15 protein-coding genes are annotated in these 23,412 nt (G+C 76.3%); 11 read left to right on the top strand and 4 right to left on the bottom strand.

What is annotated here, in order from left to right:
• The first annotated feature begins 259 nt into the window (after positions 1 to 259).
• The 4 genes from ACI2LW_RS02205 to ACI2LW_RS02190 all read left to right on the top strand — a co-directional run bounded on the left by ACI2LW_RS02205 (position 260) and on the right by ACI2LW_RS02190 (position 5,920).
• Complete coding sequence (locus ACI2LW_RS02205; RefSeq protein ID WP_404729204.1) at positions 260 to 742, top strand: helix-turn-helix domain-containing protein; 483 nt, start codon at positions 260 to 262, stop codon at positions 740 to 742.
• 202 nt (positions 743 to 944) lie between these two features.
• Positions 945 to 2,483, top strand: a complete 1,539-nt coding sequence (locus ACI2LW_RS02200; RefSeq protein ID WP_404729203.1) for a DUF2690 domain-containing protein — start codon at positions 945 to 947, stop codon at positions 2,481 to 2,483.
• A 1,321-nt stretch (positions 2,484 to 3,804) separates the two neighbouring features.
• Positions 3,805 to 4,794 (top strand): malate dehydrogenase, encoded by a 990-nt coding sequence (locus tag ACI2LW_RS02195; protein ID WP_404729202.1) that lies wholly within the window; start codon positions 3,805 to 3,807, stop codon positions 4,792 to 4,794.
• Positions 4,795 to 4,915: 121 nt separating this feature from the next.
• A complete protein-coding gene (locus ACI2LW_RS02190) occupies positions 4,916 to 5,920 on the top strand; it encodes a hypothetical protein (protein ID WP_404729201.1) in 1,005 nt (334 codons plus the stop codon).
• Between the two features lie 186 nt (positions 5,921 to 6,106).
• Here ACI2LW_RS02190 and ACI2LW_RS02185 read toward each other — a convergent pair whose 3' ends face one another.
• Genes ACI2LW_RS02185 through ACI2LW_RS02170 form a run of 4 tightly spaced genes read right to left on the bottom strand, consistent with a single transcriptional unit; the run spans position 6,107 to position 13,070 of the window.
• Positions 6,107 to 9,442: an SAV_2336 N-terminal domain-related protein gene (locus tag ACI2LW_RS02185; RefSeq protein WP_404729200.1), complete on the bottom strand. Its 3,336-nt coding sequence runs from the start codon at positions 9,440 to 9,442 to the stop codon at positions 6,107 to 6,109.
• Positions 9,439 to 10,389 carry an AAA family ATPase gene (locus ACI2LW_RS02180; RefSeq protein WP_404729199.1) on the bottom strand — a complete coding sequence of 317 codons (951 nt, stop codon included), beginning with the start codon at positions 10,387 to 10,389 and terminating at the stop codon, positions 9,439 to 9,441. Before ACI2LW_RS02180 ends, ACI2LW_RS02185 begins: the two co-directional genes overlap by 4 nt.
• Complete coding sequence (locus tag ACI2LW_RS02175) at positions 10,386 to 12,542, bottom strand: trypsin-like peptidase domain-containing protein (protein WP_404729198.1); 2,157 nt, start codon at positions 12,540 to 12,542, stop codon at positions 10,386 to 10,388. The genes ACI2LW_RS02180 and ACI2LW_RS02175 overlap by 4 nt, the downstream gene beginning before the upstream one ends.
• A gap of 3 nt (positions 12,543 to 12,545) precedes the next feature.
• Positions 12,546 to 13,070, bottom strand: a complete 525-nt coding sequence (locus ACI2LW_RS02170; protein WP_404729197.1) for a CU044_2847 family protein — start codon at positions 13,068 to 13,070, stop codon at positions 12,546 to 12,548.
• Positions 13,071 to 13,291: 221 nt separating this feature from the next.
• Here ACI2LW_RS02170 and ACI2LW_RS02165 point away from each other — a divergent pair, with 221 nt between their 5' ends.
• From ACI2LW_RS02165 to ACI2LW_RS02135, 7 genes are all read left to right on the top strand, one after another.
• Positions 13,292 to 15,034, top strand: a complete 1,743-nt coding sequence (locus ACI2LW_RS02165) for a hypothetical protein (RefSeq protein ID WP_404729503.1) — start codon at positions 13,292 to 13,294, stop codon at positions 15,032 to 15,034.
• The gene (locus tag ACI2LW_RS02160; protein WP_404729196.1) at positions 15,018 to 15,377 is read left to right on the top strand and encodes a hypothetical protein; all 360 of its coding nucleotides are present in this window, start codon (positions 15,018 to 15,020) and stop codon (positions 15,375 to 15,377) included. Before ACI2LW_RS02165 ends, ACI2LW_RS02160 begins: the two co-directional genes overlap by 17 nt.
• A gap of 671 nt (positions 15,378 to 16,048) precedes the next feature.
• Entirely contained in the window at positions 16,049 to 16,726 is a 678-nt protein-coding gene (locus tag ACI2LW_RS02155) for a hypothetical protein (protein WP_404729195.1), read from the top strand.
• A 186-nt stretch (positions 16,727 to 16,912) separates the two neighbouring features.
• Positions 16,913 to 18,475 (top strand): aldehyde dehydrogenase family protein, encoded by a 1,563-nt coding sequence (locus ACI2LW_RS02150; RefSeq protein WP_404729194.1) that lies wholly within the window; start codon positions 16,913 to 16,915, stop codon positions 18,473 to 18,475.
• A 151-nt stretch (positions 18,476 to 18,626) separates the two neighbouring features.
• Positions 18,627 to 20,156 (top strand): GMC family oxidoreductase, encoded by a 1,530-nt coding sequence (locus tag ACI2LW_RS02145; protein ID WP_404729193.1) that lies wholly within the window; start codon positions 18,627 to 18,629, stop codon positions 20,154 to 20,156.
• On the top strand, positions 20,156 to 21,460 hold the full coding sequence (locus ACI2LW_RS02140) for a glycine betaine/L-proline ABC transporter ATP-binding protein (protein ID WP_404729192.1): 1,305 nt from the start codon (positions 20,156 to 20,158) through the stop codon (positions 21,458 to 21,460). Before ACI2LW_RS02145 ends, ACI2LW_RS02140 begins: the two co-directional genes overlap by 1 nt.
• Positions 21,460 to 23,412 (top strand): ABC transporter permease, encoded by a 1,953-nt coding sequence (locus ACI2LW_RS02135; protein WP_404729191.1) that lies wholly within the window; start codon positions 21,460 to 21,462, stop codon positions 23,410 to 23,412. Before ACI2LW_RS02140 ends, ACI2LW_RS02135 begins: the two co-directional genes overlap by 1 nt.

The following is a 23,412-nucleotide window of genomic DNA, read 5'->3' as shown; positions in this document are numbered from 1 at the left end:
ACGGCGTCGCGTGCGCACGGCGACGGCGGCCCATCCTCTCCCCCGAGTCAGGACGGGCCGCCGTCCGGCATCCACCCTGCTGCACCGTGAACGGGGCGTTCAACGCCTGTCCGTGCGCTGTGGCACGGAAGTGACCGTTCCGCTACGGTGTCCGCGCTCTGCCACAGGGGCGCCCGCGCCCGGCGCGGGAACCGATCGGCCCGCCGTCGTCGTCACTCGCTGCGACCGGACTGGGCGAGGGACGCCGTGGAGGTGAGCGATGGGCGCCTGGCAGCCGCTGGCGGAGGAACTGCCGCCGGAGGTGCGGCACTTCGTTCAGGAGCTGCGGGATCTGAAGGACCGCACCGGCCTCAGCCTGGTGGCGCTCGGCGCCCGCACCGCGTACAGCAAGTCCTCCTGGCAGCGCTACCTCAACGCCACCCAGCCGCCGCCGAGGCAGGCCGTGGACGCCCTGTGCCGGGTCGCGGGCCTGGCCGGCGAGGAGGCCCAACGGCACGCCGTGCGCTGGGAGATGGCGGTCGAGGTGTGGCCCCGCCCGGCGGCCGCGCCCTCGCCCGGCTCCACCGGGGCCGGGCAGCGGGACCAGGGGCACGGGGAGGGGTACGAGGACGACCCCACCGTCCCCTGGTGGGTGCGCCCCGAGGAGCGGCCGCGGCCCGGCGGACGCCTCCTGCTGTACGGCGTGCTGCTGCTGTTCGCCCTGCTGCTCACCGCCGTGGTGGGGACCCTCGCGCTGGGGTGAGCCGGAACCGGCGGGCATCCGTGGGACGTACGGGGCGGGCGCGCCGGGCACGGCGGGGGTCCCGGTGCGGCGGCCGGACGGCGACCGGACCACAGGCTGCGCGGCCGGCCGGCAACCGGGTGGCGACCGGGCGGCGACCGGGGGGAGATGTCCCTCGCTCGCCGGGCTAACGTGGACGAGCAGGGGACACAGGGGGGAAGCGATGCCGCGCTGGAAGGCACTGCCCGAGGAACTCGATCCGCAGGTGCGGGAGTTCGTGATCCGGTTGCGTGGGCTCGTGGACGGCGGCGGCCTGGGCGTCGCCGCGCTCGCCGACCGCACGGGGTACAGCAGGACGTCCTGGGAGCGCTACCTCAACGGCCGGCTGCTCGCCCCCAAGGGCGCGGTCATCGCCCTGGCGGAGGTCACCGGCACCGGCACGGACCCCCTCGTCACGCTGTGGGAGCTCGCCGAGCGCGCGTGGAGCCGGGCGGAGACGGGGCAGGACCGGCTCATGGAGGCCCTGCGGGCCGCCCAGCCGCGCCCCCCGCTCGGCGGGTCCGGCCCGCGGGCCGCGAAGGGTCCTGCCCGGGGCGGGCCGAGCGGCGGCGCGGCTGCCGCCGGGGACGGGGCCGCGCGGGGGAGCGCCGCCGCCACGGCCTCCCCGGCCGCCGCGGGCTCCGCGCAGGCGCCCCCGAGGGTGCCGGCGCAGCCCACGGCACCCGGCGCCGGCGTACGGGGGACAGCGGGGCCGGAGGCCGCACCGTCCGCACCGGCCGCCTCGCCCGCGTCCGGCCCCCGGCCGGACGCGGAGGCCGAGGCCCGGTCCGGTTCCACGTCCGGCGGGACGTCCGGCGCGGGCACCACGTCGGGCGCGCGGTCCGGCGCGCCGTCCGGAACGGGCGCCGCGTCCGGCGCGCGGTCCGGAACGGGCGCCGCGTCCGGCGCGCGGTCCGGAACGGGCGCCGCGTCCGGCGCGCGGTCCGGAACGGGCGCCAGGACGGGACCCTCCTCCGCCGCCGCCGCGTCCTCCGCGTCCGGCTCCGTCGCCTCGACGGCGGGCAACTCGTGGAACCTGGCCGGATACCGGGGGCCGTCCCGGGCCGGCGGCCGGGACGCCGGAACCACGGCCACCGCGCCCGTCACCGCCTCCGCCTCCGCCTCTGCAGACGCGGGCCCTTCCCCGGACCAGTACGGCGACGCCCGGCGGCCCGGCCGGGCCACCGGCATTGGCACCGGCAGGGATGACGGCGGGGTGCGCCGGCGCCAGGTGACCATGTTCCTGGCCGGTATGGCCGGGGTGCTCGCCGTGATCGCCGCCGTCTTCCTCCTCACCGGCGGCAACAGCGGCGAGAAGAAGGCTCCGTCGTCCTCGGCCAAGTCGCCGTCGCCCGCCGCCAGTACGCCCGTGAACCTGCCGGCCGGCGTGAAGTGCGCCGGCGCCGGCTGCACGGGCAAGGACGCCGAGCGCACGGGGTGCAGCGGCGAACTGGCGGCCACCGCGCGCAGCGTCACTCTCGGCGGCACCGTCCTCGAGGTCCGCTACAGCAGGACCTGCGGGGCCGCCTGGGGCCGTATCACGCAGGCGGCCCCCGGCGACCGGGTCCAGGTCACGGTCGGCGGGCGCACGGAGACCGGCACCCTCACCACGGCCGGCGACACGATCGCGTACACCCCGATGATCGCCGTCGACGACCCCGCCCGGGCAAAGGCGTGCGCGACCCTGGCATCGGGCCGCACGGCGTGCACCGGGCAGCGGTGACGGGCGGCCCGGCGGCCGGCTCGCGCGTACGGCTACGTCCGGGCGTACGGCGTGCAGCGGGGGAGGGCGGAGTGGGGACCAGTGTCCCCGGCGGGCAGCCCGCCGGCCCGGCAGCCGGCTTGCCCCGCACCCCTGCGTCTGCCCCCACCGCATGCCCCGGGAAGTGGCGACCGACGGCGGACGGCCAGAATCCGACCCAGGGGCGCGGCGACCCGCCGGCCCGCCGCCCACGGCGACCCGCTGACCCGCCGGCACACTGCGACCCGCTGACGCGCTCGCCCGCAGACACCGCGACCGGCCGGCCCGCAGACACCGTGAGCCGCCGAACCCTCGGGCGCTGCGGCTCGCCGGCCCCAGGGCGGCGTGACCGGCCATCCCGCAGGCACCGTGCGCGCCGACCCTCGGGCGCCGTGCCCGCGCGCCCGCGGACACCGCGCCTGGCGGCCGGCCCGCAGACACCGTGAGCCGCCGCCCCTCGGGCGCTGCGGCCCGCAGGCCCTCGGGCGCCGCAACTCGCCGGCCCGAGGGCCAAGCGACTTGCCGGCCCGCAGGCGGCCGCGACCGGCCGGCCCGCAAGCGCCGTGACCCGCAGGCCCGCAAGCGCCGTGACCCGCAGGCCCGAGGGCGCCGTGATCGGCCGGCCAGCAAGCGCAGCGGCCCGCCGACCCTCGGGCCAGCGGCCCGCCGGCCCGAGGGCCAAGCGACTTGTCGGCCCGCAGGCGCCGTGACCCGCTGGCCAGAGGGCGCCGCGACCCGCCGGCCCCAGGGCGGCGTGACCGGCCATCCCGCGGGCGCCGTGCGCGCCGACCCTCGGGCGCCGTGCCCGCCGCCCCGCAGACACCGCGCCCCGCCGACCCTCAGGGCACTGCGACCCGCCGCCCCGCAGACCCCGCGACCCGCAGACCCGCAGGCGCCCGCGGCCCGCAGCCGCCCCGCAAGTGCCCCACCCCACCCCGCGCCGCCCCGAAAAGTGGTCCGGCGCAGGCATGAACCGTGTGGGGTGGGGCAGGGGCAAGTCACCCCCACGGGAATCCGGTATACCGGTATCCCCCGAACGGCGGCCGCCTTCCGTCCCTCCTCTCCCGGACGGGCGGCCGCCTCTCGTGTGGCGCCGGGTCGGTCTGTGGGCCGGGCCACAGGGACCGGGCAGTCCCCCGTCCCGGATGCGCGATAGCCTGACCGCTGGATCTCTCTTGACGCCAAGAGATCGATCATCCGTTCAACTGATCGATCATCGCGGCGGCCGGTCACGAGCCGGACGCGGGGATCCCGGATCCCGGGGCGGCGACGCCCCACCGCCAGCTGTCATACGGAGAACGCCATGACCCGCACTCCCGTGAACGTCACCGTCACCGGCGCGGCCGGCCAGATCGGTTACGCCCTGCTCTTCCGCATCGCCTCCGGCCAGCTGCTCGGCGCGGACGTGCCGGTCAAGCTGCGCCTGCTGGAGATCACGCCGGCGCTCAAGGCGGCCGAGGGCACGGCCATGGAGCTGGACGACTGCGCGTTCCCGCTCCTGCGGGGCATCGACATCAGCGACGACCCCAACGTCGCCTTCGACGGCGCCAACGTGGCCCTGCTCGTGGGTGCCCGCCCGCGCACCAAGGGCATGGAGCGCGGCGACCTGCTGGAGGCCAACGGCGGCATCTTCAAGCCGCAGGGCAAGGCCATCAACGACCACGCGGCGGACGACGTCAAGGTGCTGGTCGTCGGCAACCCGGCGAACACCAACGCGCTGATCGCCCAGGCCGCCGCCCCGGACGTACCGGCCGAGCGCTTCACCGCGATGACCCGGCTCGACCACAACCGCGCGCTGACCCAGCTGGCGAAGAAGACCGGTACGGCGGTCTCCGACATCAAGCGCCTGACCATCTGGGGCAACCACTCCGCCACCCAGTACCCGGACATCTTCCACGCCACCGTCGCCGGCAAGAACGCCGCCGAGGTCGTCAACGACGAGAAGTGGCTGGCCGAGGACTTCATCCCGACCGTCGCCAAGCGCGGCGCCGCCATCATCGAGGCCCGCGGCGCCTCCTCGGCCGCCTCCGCCGCCAACGCCGCCATCGACCACATCCACACCTGGGTCAACGGCACCGCCGAGGGCGACTGGGTCTCCATGGGCATCCCGTCCGACGGCTCCTACGGCGTCCCGGAGGGCCTGATCTCCTCCTTCCCGGTCACCTGCAAGGACGGCAAGTACGAGATCGTCCAGGGCCTGGACATCAACGAGTTCTCCCGCGCCCGCATCGACGCCTCCGTCAAGGAGCTCGAGGAGGAGCGCGAGGCGGTCCGCGGTCTCGGCCTCATCTGAGCCGCCGGCCCGCCCGTCACCGTCGCGTACAGGCCCCGTCCCGTTTTCGTCCGGGACGGGGCCTGTCGGCGTGTACGCCGCTATCGTCGAGTTCCGTACGGCTTCTGGGGGACGGTACGACATGCGCCAACGGTGGGACGCGGAACAGCAGCGGTGGGTCGACGACGACGGGAGCGCGGGCACGCAGCCGCCGTCGCCGAACCCGGAGGGCCCCTGGTGGGCCGGGGCGGAGACGCAGATCGGCGTCGCCACCCCGCCCCCCGGGTCCACGCCGCCGCCGCCCCCGGTGCCGCCCACCCCGACGGCGATCACCCCGGCGCCGATACCCGCACCCCCGCCGCCCCCGGCGCCCACCTCCGCGCCCGCGCCCACGTCACCGGCGAGGCCGGCGCCCGCGCCGGGGCCGCGGGGTGCGCGCACGACGCTCGTGCTGGTCGCGGTGCTGGCCGTGCTGGCCGGCGGCGGGGCAGGGGGCGCGGTGTGGTGGCTGGCCCGCGACCACGCCCCGGGCCATCCGCAGGCCCGCCCGTCCGTGACCGCCCCGCCCACCGGCGCCCCGGCCACGGACCCGCCCCCGGAATCGCCCTCCGCGTCCCCCGCCACCACGCCCGCGACCGCCTCACCCTCCGCGACCGCCACCGCCACCGAGGAGACCCTGGCCGGGGCGCGGCCCTCCCCGGGCTACCGCCGGGCCGTGGACCCCGTGGGCTACAGCCTGAACGTGCCCGAGGGCTGGGTGCGCAAGGAGGAGCGCGGGGTCAGCGCGCAGGTCGTCACCTACACCTCGCCCGGCGACGGCCGCAGCCTGAAGCTGTTCGAGGTGGTGGAGCGCACACCCCAGGAGTCCCTGGACCTCGCGGAGAACGGCCCGAGCGGATTCGTCGACGTGCTCCACGGCTACCGGGTCCTCGACCGCTCCTCCGGCGCCGGCTGGGCCCAGCTCGACTACCGCTACGACGACACCCGTTCCGGCCCCACCCACGTCATCGACCGGCGCTTCGCCGCACCCGACGGCCGGCTCTACGCCATCCGCTCCAGCGGCCCGGAGGGCTCGGACGTGACGGAGCCCTTCACGGCGGCGTACGCCTCCTTCTGCCCGTCCGGCGCCACCTGCCCGGCCGGCTGAGGACGCCCCCGGCGACACCGGTCCCGCGAGCACGGGCGGTCGTCCGCCGTCGTACGAGGCCGGCGCGCCGGGCCGTCGTACGAGACCGGCGCGCCGGACCGTCGTAGGAGGTCGACGCCCGGGACGGTCTACGAGACCGGCGCGCTTGACGGTCGTACGACGTCGACGCCCCGGACGGTCACAGGGTCACAGGAGGACGACCAGCTCCGCGAGGTCCAGCAGCGCCCTGAGGGTGGCCGGACGCAGCCGGCCGAGCGGTTCCGGCGCCCCCGCCTGCACCGCGGGGTCGAAGGGGACGCGCACCACCTGGAGCGGGTCCACGCCCAGGCGCCGGGCGAACTCGGCGGGCAGCTCGCGGCCCGAGGGCCCGTGGATGTCGGAGGCCGCCACCAGCGCCTCGCGGGCCAGGGAACCGCGGCCCGTCCCCCGCACCGCCCGGATCGCGCCCACGGCCTCGTCGAGGGAGTGGTCGTCGGTGCCGCAGCACACGATCAGCTGGTCGGTGCGGTCCAGCACCACCTCGGCGGACGCGTCCAGGCGCAGCGGCGCCCAGTCGGTCAGCACGAAGGGGTAGTGGGCGGCCGTATGGGCCAGGATCCGTGTGTACTCCTGGGCGTGCGCCGGGTTGGAGCCGACGTGGCCGGCGCGGTGGGCGACGACTTCGAGCCCGGAGGCCAGGCGGGTCGTGCACCGTCGGACCGCCTCGTAGGAGGGGCCGGGCGGCAGGGCCGCCAGGTCGCGCGGCACGGCGGGGTTGCGGTCGCGGGGCAGGAAGAAGTCCAGCGTGCCGTCGGCCGGCGCGCCGTCGAGCGCGAGGACGGGCTCCGCGCGCACGGCGGCCAGCAGGGAGCCGAGGAGGACGGTGACGGTGGCCCGCCCGCTGTAGTGGGCGGCGCTCAGCAGGGTGAGCCGCCTGCTGTGCGGGAGGGGGACGCGCAGCCGTTCCAGGCGCCGCTCCAGCTCCTTGCGGGCCGGGGCGAAACGCGGCAGGCGCAGGCCCCGGCCGGCCGGCCCGCGGTCCGCGGAGCGCGGCGGGTCGAGCGGCGTCGGCTCGAGCGGGCCGCCGGGCGGCGCCGGGACGGCGCGCGCGGTGATGCCGCGCTGCGCCCGGGCCAGGGCCACATAGCGGGCCAGGGTCTCCGCGACCTCGCTGGCCGGCGGGCGGCGGGCGGGGTCGTCGTCGAGACACCGCAGGACCAGCCGGCGCAGCTTGTCCCAGGTGTCGCCCTGCCACAGATGCATGCCGTCCGGCAGGTTCGGCATGTCCAAGCCGGCCTTGCTGCTGACGAGCTGCAGCAGTTCGCCGAGGGCCCGGACGCTGTCCTCCCGGGTGGGCACCGCCCCCGAGCCCAGGTACTCGCCGTCGACCACGCAGTCCGACAGGTCCCCCAGGACCACCGTGCGCCGCAGCACGAACACGCTGTCCGCGCTCAGCGACGCGGGCACCAGCCCGTTGACGTGGCACAGGGCGAGGGCGTTGGCCAGGTGCCAGGAGACCAGCAGTCCGCGCAGGATGTCGAAGGGGGCGGTGCCGTCGGCCAGGGCCTGGGTGACGATCTCCGCGAGCCGCGGCGGCTGCGCCTCCGGCGCGTCGGCGTCCGCGACCGGCGTCATCGCCAGCCACGGCGGTGACTCGCCGGTGCCGGCGGCGAGCAGCCGGGGCGCGTACTGCCCGTCGAGCCGGGCCAGGGCCTCGGCCTCCACCTCGATCAGCCGGGCGTTGACGGCGGGCAGATCGGGCCGGGGCACGCGCAGCACGGCCTCCGTGCCGGCGGAGTCGACTCCCCGGTACACCACGGTACGGCGGCCCCGGCGTCTGCCGCGCAGGGTGAACGCGCCGATCCGCCGGGGGTCGTCGTCCGTCAGCGGCGCCCAGTCGTCGGGGTCGGCGAGCGGTACCTCCGGCCGGCCGCCGAGGGTGGAGGGGCTCCGCTCGAAGGACACGCCGAACCGGCTGAGCAGCCTGCGCTCCACAGTGGTGAAGGGCTGCTGCGAGCCGGGCAGTTGGGCGGCGCCGTCCGGGTGGGCCAGCCAGGCGGGGAAGTCGGGCGAGTTGCCCGCCAGCCGTTCCAGGTGCCGGCCGATCCTCCGGCTGGTGCGCAGCAGTTCGGCCTGCGGGACGGCGTCGAGCAGGACGGCCTTGGCCTCCTCGGAGAAGTCGAACACCCGGTGCTTGGCGGGCAGCGGTCCCGGCACGGGCGCCGGGTGCGGCCGCAGCAGCCCGCCGAGGAACACCTCGGCCAGCTGGGAGGTCCTGGCCTGCCAGGGCACCGCCGTCTGCACCAGACGCATCACCGGGACCGACAGCGGGGAGACCGCGGCCAGATGGGCGGCCAGCCGGTACGCCTCCGGTGTGGCCGCGTCCCGGAAGTGCTGGGCGCTGCCCAGATCACGGGCGGCGGCGACGGTCCCGTGCCGGCCGGCCGGGGCCAGCAGGGGGAGTTCCACGGTGGTGCCGGGCGAGGCGAGCAGCCGCGTCCACTCGCGCAGCGGGCCGGGGCGGGGCTCCAGCACGGGCACGGGTATGCCGTCGAACGCGGCGAGCTCGGGCGGCAGCACCGGGTCCTTGATCTGCCAGGCGCTGTTGGCGCCGCCGATCCGCCGGGTGGTGGCCTGCCAGCGGGAGGCGGAGATGCCCGAGCCCTCCCACATCTCGGGCGGCAGGGTGTGCAGCACGGCCACCGGTCCGTGGGCGGCCCGGCGGGCCAGCAGCTCGTGCATGGCCCCGGACCGCCAGGCGGGGCCCATGCCGTCGCTGACCACCAGCACGAGCGTGCGGCCGGAGGGGTCGTTGACGGTGCTCGCCGGCAGCCGGGCGCTGCCGGGCTGGAAGGGCCGGGCGGACAGCCGCGGCGCACGGGCGGACCGCGTGTCCAGGCCGAGGACCCGGCTGGTGGCGAAGGCGCCCAGGCGGTCCAGCAGGGTGCGCAGTTCGGCGCCGAGCCGGTGCCACAGCAGCATGGACAGGCCGTCGTCGACGAGCAGCGCCAGGTGCAGCCAGCGTTCCCTGACCGGCCGTTCCACCACGTCGGGCAGCCCGGTCTCGGCGACCGCGGCGGCCGTGCGCTCCTCGTCGATCTCCCGGCGGTGCCGGCTCGCCCGGCGGCGGCGCAACGGCCGCAGCGCCCGCCCCAGTTCGAGCTCGTCGGGCAGCGCCTTGTCCTCGGGCACGCGGACGGGCACGGCCCGGCGCGGCTCCGGGCCGGGCGGTGCCGCGCGCAGCTGGGCCTCCGGCTGCTGCCGGGCCGCCGCGTACAGGGCGGGGGCGGTGAGGTCGGGCAGGTCCGGGTCGTCGGGTCCGGTGACGGGCGGCGCGGTGGCGGCCGGCGGCTGCTCGGGGTCCGGGGGCGGGGTGCGCGGTGCGGCGGGGGGCTCCTGATGCAGGGGCGCGTCGGCCCCCGGGGGCAGCCGGCGGGCCAGCCAGAGCACGTCGAGCACCTCGTCGGCGTCCAGGTCGTGACCGCACGCGGCCAGGACCCGCAGCGCCTCGGCCAGCCGCGCCCCCCGGCCCGCCGTGCTCACAGCGCCCCGGTGAGCTGGTGCAGGACCGCGTCCAGCAGCCCGTCCGCGTCCAGGTCGACCCCGCCCCGGCGCAGGAACACCGCGTTGAGCAGCTGGTCGGTGGCCAGGTCGCGCGGGGCCCGGCGGCTCAGGAAGGCCTGGATCAGGTCCTCCGCCTCCCGCAGCGCCTCCTCGCCCAGGTGCGCCGCGACGATCTGCCGCAGCCGCTCCTCGTCGGGCACCGGCAGGTCGAGCCGGACGCAGCGGCGCAGGAAGGCGGGCGGGAAGTCGCGTTCGCCGTTGCTGGTGATGACCACGACGGGGAACTCGGTGCACTGCACGCGTCCCCGGTGGACGGCGACGGTGCCGCCGTGGTCGTGCGTCTGCACCTCGACGTCCGCCATGTCCTCGGGCAGCCGGGTCAGCACCGGAATGTCGAAGACGCCCTCCTCGAAGACGGTCAGCAGGTCGTTGGGAAGGTCCACGTCGCCCTTGTCCATCTCGTCGATGAGCAGGGCGCGCGGGGTGCGGGAGGGCACCAGGGCGGTGCCGAGCGGCCCCAGCCGGATGAACGTGCCGATGGACGGCTCGTGTTCGCCGCGCTCCCGGCTGAGCGTGGTCTCGCGCAGCCGGCCGATCGCGTCGTAGTCGTACAGGGCGTCCTGGACGGTGGAGCGGCTGTTGACGGGCCAGCGCAGCAGCTCCCCGAGGCGCAGTTCGTACGCGATCGCCCGGGCCAGCGACGACTTGCCGGTGCCGGCCGGGCCGGTGACCAGCAGCGGACGGCGCAGGTGCAGCGCCGCGTTGACGACGTTGGCGTGCCGGGGCTCGATCAGGTACGGCTGCTCCGCGCGGCCCGGCCGGGCGGTGGTGAAGCGGCGCCAGGGCGGGGCCGCCGGCAGGGTGACGTCGCGCGGCACGTTGTCGCCGTGGAAGAGCCGCCACTCGGCCTCGGGTACGGATGTCATGCGCTCTCCTGCGGTGGAGTCAGGGACAGCCGGGGTACGGTGCGGTCGGCGTCGGCCCAGGCGAGGACCGGGCGGCCGGGGAACTCGGGGGGTCTGGCTCGGGCGTTGGCGCGGTAGTCGCGCACTCCTTCGGGCAGCTCCGGGGTGGCGACATGGGCCATGTGCTCGACGGCGTGCGCGCAGCCGTCCGGCCCGCGGTCCCACACCACCACGGGTATGCCCATGGCGAGGCAGGTCTGCACGATGCCGTCCCGGGAACCGGGCGGTACGGCCACACAGACGCGCACCGTGTCGAGTTGGTTGACCAGCCGGTAGTACAGCGTGTCCGGGTCGATCGGCTCGTCGACGACGAACGTCCCGCCGGACTCCAGCCGGCTCCACCGGGTGCGCCAGTGCGGCACGAACAGCTCCTGGTGCAGCCGCAGCAGTTCGGGGCAGTGCACGACCAGCGGGAACTGCACCCCGAGCACGCCGGGCACCAGGTCGTCCGGGCCGCGGGCGTCCCACTCGTCGACCGGGAGGTTCAGGCCGGCGCGGTCCACCAGCACCTCGACCAGCGCGGGCCGCTCCTCCTTCCGGGACGCCGTCACGGACGCCAGGACGCGCAGCACCTCGCGGGCCGCCTGGGACGGCGTGTACGTCGTGACGCTGTCGGCCGACACCCGGCGCGGGCCCGCGCCCTCGTCGCACCACAGCTGCAGCCGGTGCCGTCCGTTCCCGGCGCGGGTCACCTGCACCAGCACCCGCACGCGCACGGAGCGTTCCCGCGCGGTGCGGCCCCAGTCCTCGGCCTCCGCGCGGCGCTCGCTCAGCCCGCCGCGCGGAATGCCCAGGCGCCGGCCCACCCCGTCCGCCCACAGCCGCAGCTCGGCGCGCTTGGGCGCGGGGCACAGGGTGGCCAGGTATTCGACGACGCGCAGCAGCGCCGGGACCCTCGGCTCGCCGTCGGCGGAGTGACCGTCGCCGGGGAACTGCTCGAGATGGTCGATCAGGGCGTCCGGGGTGTCGCCGGGCGGCGACGGCAGGTGCGGCAGCGCTGCCCGCACCGTCTCCGCGAACCGCTCGAGCACGGACCGGTCCAGCGTGCGCAGGTGCCGGTGCAGCCGCTCGTACTCCTGCGGGCTGAGCAGCCGGGGTACGGGCGAGAGGTTCCCCACGGCGAGGAACTGGTCGGCCGCCTCCGGGTCGTCGCGCCGCAGGATCGCCGACAGCGCGGCCAGGGCGCGCGGGTGCGTGAGCAGGAAACCGGCGAACTCCTCGGCGGTGGGCGGGGTGACGTCGCTGCCGTACCCGACCCCGCAGGCCGTGGCCAGCCGCTGTGCGCAGGCGCAGCGGCCGTTGGGCGAGGACAGCACCCGGTCGATCAGCTCCACCAGCAGCAGGTGGGCCGGGTCGTCGGGGTCGCAGGAGCCGGGCGGGACGGCGGCGAGGACGCCGAGCCGGCTCAGTTCCCGCTCCGCCTGCTGCCAGGGAATGGTGTAGCTGCGCCGGATCGTGTCCTGCGGGCTGAACGGCAGCTCGGCGCCGGTGTCCGGGTCCCGCGCGGGCATGAAGTGGGCGGCGACCAGCCCGACCACGGCGTGCTCGTCCGCGCACCACAGGGGACCGCCGCTGAAACCGGGGCCGACCGCCATGCCGGTGGCCGCGCCGTCGGCGTAACTCAGCGCGCCGTTCAGGGAGGTGACGGTCAGGCGGGCGTATCCCGCGGAGTCGCGGCTGCCGTGCCAGGCCATGACCTCCTGACCGGTCGCCATCGGCGCCCGCTCCGGCACCGTCGCGGGCGCGCCGGCCGGCGCACCGTCGACCCGCAGCACGGCGAGGTCGCCGAGCCACTCGCCGTCGCCCTCGCGCACCGCGCCGCCGTCCCGGCCGCGCGGCGGGATCCAGTACGCCACTCGCGCCAGGCGGCGCTGCCGCCCCCCGCTCCCGCCGGTCTCGACCTGGATGTCCTCGGGGCCCGGCGGCCGCGGATCGAGCAGCGGCCGGTCGAGGGCGTCGTTGACGACGTGGGCGCAGGTGAGCACCGTGTCCGGGGCCAGCAGGAACCCGGCCCCGGCGACCTCGGCGGCACGGCCCTCCGCCGAGCGCCGCACGGTCACGACGTGGGCGGAGGGATCGCCGTACGGGTCCGCCTGCGTCCGGAACCACCGCACGTGTCACTCCCCGCCGGACGCCGTGCCGGACGCCGTGCCGGACGCCGCGGGGGACGCCGTGCCGGACGCCGCGGGGGACGCCGCGCCCGGCTCCGCGTCCGGTTTCCAGCTGGCGGTGACGGTGAGATGGGCCTGGCCGCTCGCGCCCACGATGCCGAACTTCAGGTCGTGGCCCACCTGCACGCCGAACGTCACGCTCAGCTCGGCGGGCGGCCGGGGCACGGCCGTGGCGGCGTCGTGCACCTCCTGCAGCAGCGGGCCCAGGGGACGCAGCGCCCCGCGCAGCGCGCCCTCCGCGAGGTCGACGGCGGCCCGGCGGCCGGAGGCGACGGGCACGGCGCGGCCCAGGCCCGGGGGCCGGTCGTCGCCGGGACCGGCGCCGGGATCGGGGAGCCGCGCACCCTCGGCGGGAGTGAGCAGGAAGCGGACGGGGGTCCCGTCGCCGAGTTCGAGATCGGGGCCGGGGCCCGGGCCCGGGCCGGGGCCGGTCCGAGTGGCCGTGGTCGCATCGTCACGAGGCAGGCTCATGTCAGGAGTCGATACCCACAACTCGGCCAAGTGAATGCTGCGGGCCGCCACCTTGCCGGGGCCGGGGCGGATCCACGCCGCGCCGGCGCACGCCGGCAGCCGGTAACACTTGGGCGTCGGCCGATGACGATCCGCTTCCGGCCGCTCACCCGCCCCACTATGCTGATGATGCATCACACACCTTTCCGTGAAAGCCTGTTCGTAACCATCGGGGGATGGGCGTGAGTACCGCCTACGTGCCGCACCAGCCACAGCCGGCCCCGCCCGCGGCACCGGCGCCGCCCACGGCGCCGTACGCCAGTGAGGCCACCCGGCTGCTGTGCGCGGGCACCTATCTGGACCCCGGCTACCGCGACCGGGTCATCGACGAGCTGTACCTCAACGAGCAGCGCATCGCCGCGCCGTCGCTCGGTCTCGACGCCGGCCGGGTCCTCGCCCACGCGCTGCGCGCCCGGCGCCTGGAGCTGGCCTGGGACGCGGCGATCCTCGGGCTGTGGGCGGTGGGGGCCGCGCTCAGCGAGGGGTGGCTGCTGCTCTTCCTCGGCGCCGGCCTGCAGCTCGCGGTCGCGTCCTGGATCCGCGGCAGGGGCGAGCGCCCGCCGCTGTACCGGCTCGTGCCCGCGTGGCTGCTGCGCTGGTGGAGCCGCATCGGCCTGTTCTACCTGTTCATCGCCACCGTGTACCTCGCCTTCGGCGCCGGGGACGACTCCGGCTCCGGCGGCTCGTCGTCGTACGACGGCGGGTACGGCCCCACGAGCGCGCCCGGCTCGCTCTGGACGGACGTCCTCGCCCCCGGCGGCTCCACCTACCGCCCCCTCCACGCCTGGCTGTCGCTGGCCGTGCTCGCGCTCATCGCGCTGTGCGTCGCCGCTCAGCGCGGCCAGGTCACCCGGTCGCTCGCCCAGGAGCTGTCGGGGCGGCGCTTCCCGGACACGGCGGGCGACCCCGCCCTCGCCGCCGAGGGGGCGCGGTTCCGGCGACTGCTGGAGCGCATCCGCACCGAGCAGCACCAGCCGCTGATCATGTACCACGAGGCCCACCCGTTCTGCGGGGCGGGCGGCGCCTACGACACCTGGGTGCTCGCCGTGGAACTGCGGCCCGACGGCATGAAGAAGCAGCTCCCGCTGAGCAACCGGGCCGTCCTGGACACCGTGCGCCCGCTGCTGGAGCAGTTGCGCGAGTCCGCGACGACCGCCCAGTACCCGGTGCGCGACCGGCTGCGCCGCCTGGAGATCGACGAGTGCGTCTTCCTTCCGGTGGAGGGCCTGCTGCGGCGCGAGGAAGCCCCCTACGACCCGGCGTTCTTCGAGGACCACCGGGCGCGCGCGGTGGAGGAGGGCGCCGAGAAGCGGCGGCACTTCCTGCGCGTGCGGGTCGGCGGCTGGGAGGAGGAACTGGTCGTCACCGTCTTCGTCCGCGTCCACACCCAGGGCCGGATGCTGATGCTCGAGGTCGCCCCGCACGTACTGAACCCGGTCCGCGAGGAGTTCAAGGACGCCGACCGCGTCGCCCACCGCTACCACCGCAACAACCCGCTGGGCAAGGCCGCCTACGCCGTCCCCCGGGTGCCGCGGTCGGCGGGCACGGCGCTCGCGCACCTGGCCCGGCTGGCCGTGTTCGGCTGGCGGCTGCTGACCGCGGGCAACGCCGGCGCGCTGCCGGAGGGACCGGCCCTGTCGGTGCGCGAACTGGGGGCGGCGCCGGGCGCGTCGCTGTTCCAGGAAATGGACGTGGACCGCTACCTGCGCACGATCCAGGACCGGATCGCACACGGGGTGCGCGCCGCGCTGACCGACGCCGGCTACCGGACCGGGGAGTTCGTCCAGAAGATCATCAACATCAGCAACGGCGGCGTGAACATCGAATCGGTGCAGGACTCCACCTTCGCCGTGGGGTCCCACGCCACCGCCACCAGCGGCGCCGAGCCGCAGAAGGGAGCCGACAGCGATGGCCGGCCCGCATGACGAGCCGAACGTGTCCCTGGGCAACGTCTCCGGCAGCACCTTCGCCATCGGCAGCCACGCCCGCGCGGTCAGCCACCACGGCACCGGGCCGGCGCGCGACGAGGCGGCCGAGGCGCTGCTGGCCGCGGTGCGCGAACTGCGCGCCGACCTGACCCGGGTGCGCGGCACCGAGCAGACCGCGGCCCTGGACGCCGAACTGGCCGGGACCGAGGAGGAGATCACCAGCACCGGGCAGGCGGGCCCGACCCGCCGCGAACGGCTGCGCGCCGCGCTCGCCGACTCCCAGTCCCTGCTGAACGTCCTGGCCTCCGCGGGCGCCGTGGCGGGGCTGCTCGGGCTGTGAGCGCGGTGAACGGGGGCCGGCGGTACTGGAACGAGGACGCCCAGCGCTGGGAGGACGCCGCCACCCGCCCGGCACCGGCGACCGACACCCCACCTCCGGCCCCCGCGACGCCCCCTCCGACCCCGGCCCCGGGCTCCGCGCCGGCCCCTCCGGCCCCGGGCTCGGCGCCGGCTTCTGCGGGCCCGGTCCCGGGCTCCGCGACCGGGGGACCGGTCGCCGCGACCGGGCCGACGGCCGCGGCTCCAGCGCCACCGTCCTCGGCGTCGGCGACGCCCGGAGGGTCGTCCTCGGCGTCCGAGCCGTCGGCACCGGTGGCGTCCGGGCCGTGGCCCGCGACGGCTGGGACGTCATCCCCGGTGTCCCCGGCGTCCGCGCCGCCGTCCCCGGCCTCCGAGGGGTCGTCCCCGGCGCCCGCGCCGTGGTCCGCGGCGCCGTCCCCCGCGCCCGGCGCGCCGGCCTCCCTGCGCCCGGACGGCCCGCCCACGCCTCCGCTGCCGCCCGAGTACGCCGGCCCGCCCACGCCCCCGCTGCCGCCGGAGTTCGCCGGCGGGCCCGCGGGGCACCGGCCCCCGCCCCCACCGCCGGTCCCGGACGCCGGATGGCACCCGCCCACGGCCTCCGCCCCGCCCGCCCCGGCGCGCGGTCGCTCCGGGCGCGCGCTGTGGTGGAAGGTGGCGGCGGCCGCCGCGGTCGTCGGCGCCGGCGCCGCGGCCGGCGTGCTGCAGCTGACCGGAGGGGACGACTCCGACACGGCCCGTACGGCGGCCACGGCCCGGCCCGGCACCAGCGCCCCGGCGCCCTCGCCGCCGGCCACGGACGGCGCCCCCGGAGGCGGGGCCGGCGGCGACGGAACCGGCGGCCAGGCTTCCGGGTCGCCCTCGGCGTCCGCGCCGCCGGAGGGCTACCGCGTCGTCGCCGACCCCGCGGGGTTCACCCTCGCCGTGCCCGACGGATGGCAGCGCAGCGAGCGTGCGACCGGCGTCTTCTACAGCACCGACGGCGACCACAGGCTGCTGCAGGTCTTCGTCGTCACCGAGGCCGGGATGACCCCGTACGAGGCCGTACGGCAGTCGTCGGCGAACCTGAGCCGGCAGCCCGCCTACGAGGAGATCAGCCTGGACGAGGCCGCCTCCCCGGACGGAGTCTCCAGTGAGGTCGGCGGGGACGCGGCCCGGCTGGTGTACGCCTACGACAGCGACAAGCTGGGGGAGCGGCGGCAGGTGGTCGAGTACGCCTTCACCGCCGGCGACGGCAGGAAGTACGCGGTGCTCGCGGCCGGCCCCGCTGCGGAGTGGCCGCGGGCCCAGCGCGACGCCGACACCGCCCTCGCCTTCTTCACCACCCGATGATCTCCGCCACCACCCACTGAACCGTGTCCCTTTTGTCCTTTCACGTCCCCAAGTTCCGTGACGCAGAGCACTTTCCACCGGGGATTGCGCATGCGATTCGGGGGGATGGGCATGTGCCCACGGTCCCTGTGGGTGACCCCCAGGCGACCAGGGGGGACCGAGTGGGAACGGAAGGCAGTATCGATCATGGCGGACAGTACGGAACGCGCGGACAGTACGGAACGCGCGGACAGGACGGAACGCGCGGCGCACCACACCCTGCACGCGGGCGGTGAGTGGCTGGAGGCGGTCTCCGGGGCCACCCGGGAGATTCTCGACCCCGCGGACGCCAGGCCGTTCGCCGTGGTCGCCGAGGGCGACGAGAAGGACGCGGACCGGGCCGTCGAGGCCGCCCGGCGCGCATTCGACGGCGGCGAGGGCGCCTGGCCCCGCACCCCGGTCGCCGAGCGCGCCGCCCTGCTGCGCCGGGTGGCGGACCTCCTGGTGCGCGATCGCGAACGGCTCGGTCTGCTGGAGAGCCGCGACGCCGGCAAGACGGTCGAGGAGGGCCGGGTCGACGTGGACTGCGTCGCCGACGCCTTCCGCTACTTCGCCGATCTCGTCGCCGCGGAGGCGCCCGGCCGGGTCGTGGACGCGGGCTCCCCGGACGTCCACAGCGTCGTCGTGCACGAGCCCGTGGGCGTCTGCGCCCTGATCACCCCGTGGAACTACCCGCTGCTCCAGGCCAGTTGGAAGATCGCGCCGGCGCTGGCGGCCGGCAACACCTTCGTGGTCAAGCCGAGCGAGATCACCCCGCTGACCACCGTCGCCCTGATCGAACTGCTCGTCGAGGCCGGGCTGCCCGCGGGCGTCGCCAACCTCGTCACCGGCCCCGGCCACACGGTCGGCGCCCGGCTCGCCGAACACCCCGACGTCGACCTCGTCTCCTTCACCGGCGGCCTGGCCAGCGGCACCAAGGTGGCCCGGGCCGCCGCACCCACCGTCAAGAAGGTCGCCCTCGAACTCGGCGGCAAGAACCCCAACGTGGTCTTCGCCGACGCCTGCGCCACCGACGAGGGCTTCGACACCGCCGTCGACCAGGCCCTCAACGCGGCCTTCATCCACAGCGGACAGGTCTGCTCGGCCGGTTCCCGGCTCATCGTCGAGGAGTCCGTGCGCGACCGGTTCGTCGCCGAACTCGCCCGCCGCGCCCGAAGGATCAGGCTCGGCCGCGGCACCGAGCCCGGCGTCGAGTGCGGCCCGCTCGTCTCCGAGCGGCAGCGGGCCAGGACCGAGGAGTACGTCGCCTCGGCGCTCGCCGAGGGCGCGGTGCTGCGCTGCGGCGGCCGGCGCCCGGAACCCGGCCCGAGCCGCCCCGCCACGGGTTACTTCTACGAGCCGACCGTCCTCGACCACTGCACCCGGCAGATGCGGGTCGTCCGGGAAGAGGTCTTCGGGCCCGTCCTCACCGTCGAGACCTTCCGCACCGAGGCCGAGGCGGTCGCCCTCGCCAACGACACCGAGTACGGCCTCGCGGGGGCCGTCTGGACCGCCGACGCGGGCCGCGCCCGCCGCGTCGCGGGCCGGATGCGCCACGGGACGGTGTGGATCAACGACTTCCACCCCTACCTCCCGCAGGCGGAGTGGGGCGGCTTCGGCCGGAGCGGAACCGGCCGCGAACTGGGACCCGCCGGACTCGCCGAGTACCGCGAGACCAAGCACGTCTACCAGAACCTCGCACCCGCCCCGGTGCGCTGGTTCGCGGGCTGACCCCCGCGGGCCGGCCCCGCCGGGCCGACCCCGCGTGCCGACCGCGGGCGAGCCCGCGGCCGTACACCGGACGGCCCCGCCCCGGGACCCCCGCAGCCCCCCACCACCACCGCAGAACCCCCACCTCCCCGTCCCCAGGAGTGCACACCCCATGCCCGAGACCACCCACGAGTACGACTACGTCGTCATAGGCGGCGGCACGGCAGGCTCCGTGATCGCCTCCCGCCTCACCGAGAACCCCGACGTCACCGTCGCCGTCGTCGAGGGCGGCCCCAGCGACGTCGGCCGCGAGGACGTGCTGACCCTGCGCCGCTGGATGGGCCTGCTCGGCGGCGAACTCGACTACGACTACCCGACCACCGAGCAGCCGCGCGGCAACTCGCACATCCGGCACAGCCGCGCCCGCGTCCTGGGCGGCTGCTCCTCCCACAACACGCTGATCGCCTTCAAGCCGCTGCCGTCCGACTGGGACGAGTGGGAGGCGGCCGGCGCCAAGGGCTGGGGCGCGGCGGCCATGGACGCCTACTTCGACCGGCTGAAGAACAACATCGTCCCGGTCGACGAGAAGGACCGCAACGCCATCGCCCGCGACTTCGTCGACTCCGCGCAGGCCGCGCTCGGCGTGCCCCGCGTCGAGAGCTTCAACAGGAAGCCGTTCACCGAGGGCGTCGGCTTCTTCGACCTCGCCTACCACCCGGAGGACAACAAGCGCTCCAGCGCCTCGGTGGCGTACCTGCACCCGGTGATGGACGAGCGCGCCAACCTGACCCTCTGGCTGGAGACGTGGGCGTACCGGCTGGAGCTGGACGGTACCCGCGCCGAGGGGGTGCGCGTGCGCACCAAGGAGGGCGAGGAGCTGTCGCTGCGGGCCCGCCGGGAGGTCGTGCTCTGCGCCGGCGCCGTCGACTCGCCGCGGCTGCTGCTGCACTCCGGTGTCGGCCCGCGGGCGGACCTGGAAAGGCTCGGCATTCCCGTGGCGCACGACCTGCCCGGCGTCGGCGAGAACCTGCTCGACCACCCCGAGTCGGTCATCGTGTGGGAGACCGACGGCCCCATCCCGGAGAACTCCGCGATGGACTCCGACGCGGGCCTGTTCGTGCGGCGGGACCCCGGACAGCCGGGCCCCGACCTGATGTTCCACTTCTACCAGATCCCGTTCACGGACAACCCCGAGCGCCTCGGCTACGAACGGCCCCCGTACGGCGTCTCCATGACCCCGAACATCCCCAAGCCGAGAAGCCGCGGCCGGCTGTACCTGACCAGCGCCGACCCGGCCGTCAAACCGGCCCTGGACTTCCGCTACTTCACCGACGAGGACGACTACGACGGCCGCACCCTCGTCGACGGCATCCGCATCGCCCGCGAGATCGCGAGGACCCAGCCGCTGGCCGGCTGGCTGAAGCGGGAGGTGTGCCCCGGCCCGGACGTCACCGGCGACGAGGAGCTCGGCGAGTACGCCCGCAGGGTCGCCCACACGGTCTACCACCCCGCCGGCACCTGCCGGATGGGCGCCCCCGACGACGAACTCGCGGTCGTCGACCCCCAGTTGCGCATCCGAGGCCTGGAAGGCATCCGTGTCGCGGACGCCTCCGTCTTCCCCACCATGACCGCCGTGAACCCGATGATCGGGGTCCTCATGGTCGGGGAGAAGGCCGCCGCTCTCATCGGAGGTGAGGCCTGATGGCTCTCGCGGTCCCCACACGCAAACCGCCCACCGGCGAACCCCCCGCCGCCCCCGTCTTCTCCGTCGACGGCCTGTGGAAGGTCTTCGGTCCCAAGGCCGGCCGGGTCCCCGGCGACCCCGCGCTGAACACGCTCGGCCCGGCCGAGCTGCGCGCGCGCACCGGCTGCATGGCCGCGGTCCGGGACGTCTCCTTCGACGTGCGCAAGGGTGAGGTCTTCGTCGTCATGGGCCTGTCCGGCTCCGGCAAGTCCACGCTGGTGCGCTGCCTGACCCGGCTGATCGAGCCCACGGCCGGCACCATCGCCATCGACGGCGAGGACGTGCGCGCCATGGACAAGGCGCGGCTGCGCCAACTGCGCCGGCACCGCGCCGCGATGGTCTTCCAGCACTTCGGCCTGCTGCCGCACCGCACCGTCCTCGACAACGTCGCCTACGGCCTGGAGATCCAGGGCGTGGGCAAGGGCGAACGGCGCGAGCGGGCCGCCGAGGTGGTGGCGAAGGTCGGCCTGGAGGGCATGGAGCAGCGCCGCCCGGGCCAGCTGTCGGGCGGCCAGCGCCAGCGCGTCGGCCTGGCCCGGGCCCTGGCCGTGGACCCGGAGGTGCTGCTCTTCGACGAGCCGTTCAGCGCCCTGGACCCGCTCATCCGGCGGGACATGCAGGAGGAGGTCGTCCGTCTGCACCAGGAGGAGGGCCGCACGATGGTGTTCATCACCCACGACCTCCAGGAGGCGCTCAGGCTCGGCGACCGCATCGCGCTGATGCGCGACGGCCGCGTGGTCCAGCTCGGCACCCCAGAGGAGATCGTCGCCTCCCCGGCCGACGACTACGTCCGCGCGTTCGTCCGCGACGTCCCCCGCGAACAGGTGGTCACGGTCCGCCGGGCCATGCGCCCGGCCCCGGCCGGGGACGCGGCCACCGGCCCGGCCGTCCCTCCGGAGGCCACGGTCGCGGAGGCGATCGAGGCGGTGGCCCGGGCGGGCACCGCGGCGCGGGTGCTCGACGGGGGCAGGTGCGTGGGCGTCGTCGACGCCGACGCGCTGCTCGAAGTGGTCGCCGGAACCGGCGGCCCCGCCGCGGGCGGCCGTACCGCCGAGGCGGCACCCGCACCGGACCCGGCCACCCCCCGCGACCGCGACCCCGGACGGTCCGGCGACCCCGGCCCCGGCCGGGTACCCACGGGCGACTCCGGCCCCGGCCGGGCACCCTCGCGCGGCCCGGGCGCCGGTCAGGCGCCCCCCGGCGACCCCGGCCCCGACGGCGCGGCCCCGCGTGACCCCGGCCCCGGCGCGGAGGCGGTCTGATGGCGACGACGATCGGCGCACCGTCCCCCCGTACCGTCCCCGCCCTCCTCGCACACCGCGCCCCGCGGAAACTGGCCGTCCTCGTGGTCCTCGCCGCGGTCCTCGTGCCGCTGGCCGACGCCCGCTGGGGAAGCGGCGGCTGGCCGCGGGAACTGACCGTCGACCTGTCCGGGCCGCTCGGCCGCGCCAGTGACTGGATCATCGACAACCGGGACGGCCACCCGCTGTTCCTGTACTTCTTCGGCTACATCAGTGAGGCGGTCGTCGTCTCGGTGCGCGCCGTCTACCTGTTCCTGCTGGCCGCGGGGTGGGCCGGGGTCACCGCCCTCGGCGCGGCCGTCGCCTGGCGCGTGGCCGGCGCCCGGCTCGCCCTCGGCACCGCCGCCGCGTTCCTCGCCTGCGGTCTGCTCGGCATGTGGGTGCCGACCATGCAGACCCTGGCCCTGATGGCGGTCGCGGTCCTCGTCTCCGTCGCCGTCGGCGCGCTGCTGGGCCTCGCGGCCGGCCTGTCCGACCGCATGGACCGCGCACTGCGCCCGGTGCTGGACACCATGCAGGTGCTCCCGGCGTTCGCGTACCTCCTGCCCGTGGTGCTGGTGTTCGGCATCGGCGTGCCCGCCGCCGTCCTCGCCACCGTCGTCTACGCCGCCCCGCCCATGGCCCGGCTGACCGCCCTCGGGCTGCGCGGCGCGGACAAGGAGGTGCTGGAGGCGGTCGACTCGCTCGGCGCGACCGCGCGCCAGCGGCTGCTGACCGCCCGCCTCCCGCTGGCCCGCAAGGAGCTGCTGCTCGGCCTCAACCAGACGATCATGATGGCGCTGTCCATGGCCGTCATCGCCTCCGTGATCGGCGCCGGCGGCCTCGGCGACCGCGTGTACCAGGCGCTGGCCTCGGTCGACGTCGGCGCGGCCCTCGCCGCGGGCATCCCGATCGTGCTGCTGGCCGTCGTGCTGGACCGCGTCACCGGCGCGGCGGGCGAGCGCCTCGGCCACGACGAGCACGCGCCCCGCCCCCGGCTGCACACCGCCGTGGCCGGCGCCGCCGTCGTCGCCGCGGCCCTGGCCGCGCGCCTGGCCGGCCGTCTGGAGTGGCCCACGGGCGGCACCGTGGACATCGCCGGGCCGGTCGACCGGGCCGTCGACTGGATGACCGCCCACCTCTACTCGGGCGTCCCGTACGTCGGCGGCACCGCCGACTGGGCGGGCCGCTTCACCACCTGGGTGCTGGACCCGGTGCGTGACGGGCTCCAGTGGCTGCCGTGGTGGTCCGTCCTGCTGATCGTCGCGGCGCTCGCCTGGCTGATCGGCACCTGGCGCACCGCGCTGACCGCCGCCGGCGCCATGGCCGCCATCGGCGTGCTCGGGGTGTGGAAACCGTCCCTGGACACCCTGTCCCAGGTGCTCGCGGCGGTGGCCGTCACCCTGGTCCTCGGCTTCGCGACCGGGATCGCCGCCGCCCGCGGCGACCGCTTCGAGAAGCTGCTGCGCCCGGTGCTGGACGTCCTGCAGACCATGCCGCAGTTCGTGTACCTGATCCCGGTCGTGGCGCTGTTCGGCGTGGGCCGTGCCCCCGCCGTCGCCGCCGCCGTCGTCTACGCCCTGCCCGCCGTCGTCCGGATCACCGCGCAGGGCCTGCGCCAGGTCGACCCGGCCGCGCTGGAGTCGGCCCGCTCGCTCGGCGCGACCAGCGGGCAGCAGCTGCGCCAGGTGCAGCTCCCGCTCGCCCGCCGGTCGCTGCTGCTCGCCGTCAACCAGGGCGTGGTCCTGGTCCTCGCCGTCGTGATCATCGGCGGCCTGGTCGGCGGCGGCGCGCTCGGCTACGACGTCGTCTTCGGACTCGCCCAGGGCGACCTGGCCACCGGGCTGGTCGCCGGCATCGCGATCGTCTGCCTCGGCCTGACGCTCGACCGGGTGACGCAGCCGACGCGGAACCGCACGGAGAAGGGAGCCTGA

The sequence above is a fragment of the Streptomyces sp. NPDC004065 genome (genome assembly GCF_044903565.1).
Taxonomy (GTDB): domain Bacteria; phylum Actinomycetota; class Actinomycetes; order Streptomycetales; family Streptomycetaceae; genus Streptomyces.
Note: the sequence above shows the minus strand (reverse complement) of the source record. Positions and strands in the feature narration are given on the sequence as shown.

What these genes read in the sequence shown, in the direction of transcription:
- ACI2LW_RS02160 (WP_404729196.1), top strand. Translation starts at nt 15,018, where the DNA reads ATGGCCGGCCCGCATGACGAGCCGAACGTGTCCCTGGGCAACGTCTCC.
- ACI2LW_RS02145 (WP_404729193.1), top strand. Translation starts at nt 18,627, where the DNA reads ATGCCCGAGACCACCCACGAGTACGACTACGTCGTCATAGGCGGCGGC.
- ACI2LW_RS02150 (WP_404729194.1), top strand. Translation starts at nt 16,913, where the DNA reads ATGGCGGACAGTACGGAACGCGCGGACAGTACGGAACGCGCGGACAGG.
- ACI2LW_RS02140 (WP_404729192.1), top strand. Translation starts at nt 20,156, where the DNA reads ATGGCTCTCGCGGTCCCCACACGCAAACCGCCCACCGGCGAACCCCCC.
- ACI2LW_RS02190 (WP_404729201.1), top strand. Translation starts at nt 4,916, where the DNA reads ATGCGCCAACGGTGGGACGCGGAACAGCAGCGGTGGGTCGACGACGAC.
- ACI2LW_RS02180 (WP_404729199.1), bottom strand. Translation starts at nt 10,389, where the DNA reads ATGACATCCGTACCCGAGGCCGAGTGGCGGCTCTTCCACGGCGACAAC.
- ACI2LW_RS02135 (WP_404729191.1), top strand. Translation starts at nt 21,460, where the DNA reads ATGGCGACGACGATCGGCGCACCGTCCCCCCGTACCGTCCCCGCCCTC.
- ACI2LW_RS02170 (WP_404729197.1), bottom strand. Translation starts at nt 13,070, where the DNA reads ATGAGCCTGCCTCGTGACGATGCGACCACGGCCACTCGGACCGGCCCC.
- ACI2LW_RS02200 (WP_404729203.1), top strand. Translation starts at nt 945, where the DNA reads ATGCCGCGCTGGAAGGCACTGCCCGAGGAACTCGATCCGCAGGTGCGG.
- ACI2LW_RS02195 (WP_404729202.1), top strand. Translation starts at nt 3,805, where the DNA reads ATGACCCGCACTCCCGTGAACGTCACCGTCACCGGCGCGGCCGGCCAG.
- ACI2LW_RS02205 (WP_404729204.1), top strand. Translation starts at nt 260, where the DNA reads ATGGGCGCCTGGCAGCCGCTGGCGGAGGAACTGCCGCCGGAGGTGCGG.